This is a genomic window from Streptomyces sp. NPDC051315, assembly GCF_044455165.1.
GTDB lineage: Bacteria > Actinomycetota > Actinomycetes > Streptomycetales > Streptomycetaceae > Streptomyces.
This window is the reverse complement of the sequence record NZ_JBITEN010000055.1, coordinates 1-1,601: the sequence shown is the minus strand read 5'-3', so window position 1 is coordinate 1,601 and position 1,601 is coordinate 1. Positions and strand designations below refer to the sequence as shown.

Annotated in this window: 2 protein-coding genes; both read right to left on the bottom strand. The window is 72.0% G+C overall.

What is annotated here, in order from left to right; all coding sequences use genetic code 11:
- Positions 1 to 854, bottom strand: an 854-nt coding sequence (locus tag ACIBBD_RS38755; protein ID WP_399424722.1) for a beta-ketoacyl synthase N-terminal-like domain-containing protein, incomplete at its 3' end; no start/stop codon positions are given.
- Positions 855 to 959: 105 nt separating this feature from the next.
- The coding region (locus tag ACIBBD_RS38750) for a phosphopantetheine-binding protein (RefSeq protein WP_399424720.1) at positions 960 to 1,601 on the bottom strand (642 nt) is incomplete at its 5' end.

The following is a 1,601-nucleotide window of genomic DNA, read 5'->3' as shown; positions in this document are numbered from 1 at the left end:
CGGGCGTCCGACAGGCGTTCCAGCAGCAGGAGACCCGCGCCCTCCGACCAGCCGGTGCCGTCGGCCGCCGCCGCGAACGCCTTGCACCGCCCGTCCGGGGACAGACCCTGCTGCCGGGAGAACTCGACGAAGGTGTCCGGGGTCGCCATGACCGCGACCCCGCCCGCCAGCGCCATCGAGCACTCACCGCCGCGCAGCGCCTGCGCCGCCAGGTGGATCGCCACCAGCGACGACGAGCACGCCGTCTCCACCGTCACCGCCGGGCCCTCCAGACCCAGGGTGTAGGAGACGCGCCCCGAGGTGGCGCTGCCCGAGTTGCCGATGCTGAGCATGCCCTCGACCTCACGCGGCACCTCGGTCAGCCCGACCGCGTAGTCGTGGTACATCACCCCCGCGTACACGCCGATGCTGCTGCCGCTCAGTGTGCTCGGCGCGATCCCGGCCCGCTCGAAGGTCTCCCACGCGGTCTCCAGCAGGATCCGCTGCTGCGGGTTCATCGACAGTGCCTCGCGCGGTGAGATCCCGAAGAACCCGGCGTCGAACTCACCGGCGTCGTGCAGGAAGCCGCCCTCGCGGACGTACGACTTCCCGGACTGCTCGGGGTCGGCGTCGTAGAGCTCGTCGGTGTTCCAGCCGCGGTTCGTCGGGAACTCGGTGACGGCGTCGGTGCCGTCGGCGACCAGCCGCCACAGCTCCTCCGGGGTGGTCACCCCGCCGGGCAGCCGGCAGGCCATCCCGACGATCGCGATCGGCTCCGACTTGACGGCCTCGACCTCGCGCAGCCTGCCCTGCGTCTGTTTCAACTCGGCGACCACGCGCTTGAGATAGTCGCGGAGCTTCTCGTCATTGCTCATGGAAGATCTGATCCTTCGTATCGATGGGACACCGGGCTGCTGCCTGGCCGGGGGTCTCCGGCTCGTCCCGGGGCCGCGACCCCGGGACGAGCCGGAACACACCGCCTAGAGGCCGAGTTCGCTGTCGATGAGGTCGAAGAGCTCGTCGTCGCTGGCCGAGTCGAGATCGATGCCGAGCTCACCGCCGTCACCGCCGTCGACCGCGATCTGACCCCAGCGAGCCGACAGCGACTGCAGCCGCCTGCTCAGCTCACCGCGCTGTCCCGCGTCCAGGACGGCCGAGGCGAGCGCCCGCTCCAGCCGGTCGAACTCCGCCAGAACCTCCGACGCCGACGCCGACGGCTCCGACTCGGTGACCAGCTGGTCCAGCAACTGCCGGGCCAGGGCCTGCGGGGTGGGGTGGTCGAAGACGAGGGTGGCCGGGAGCTTGACGCCGGTCGCCGCGGTGAGCCGGTTGCGCAGCTCCACGGCGGCCAGCGAGTCGAAGCCCAGGTTCTTGAACGCCTGGTCCGGCTGGACCGCGTCCGCGCTGGCATGGCCGAGCGCCACGGCCGCCTCGCCCCGCACCAGGTCGAGCAGTGCGGCCGCCCGAGCCTCCGCCCCGAGTCCCGCCAGCCGGTCCACGAAGGACTCCGTGGCCGCCACGGCGTCGCCGGCCTGCTTGCGGGTGGGTTTGACGAGGTGGTGCAGGAGGGTGGGGAGGGGGGTGTGGCGGGCGTAGGCGGCGAGGTCGAGTTTGGCGGGGAC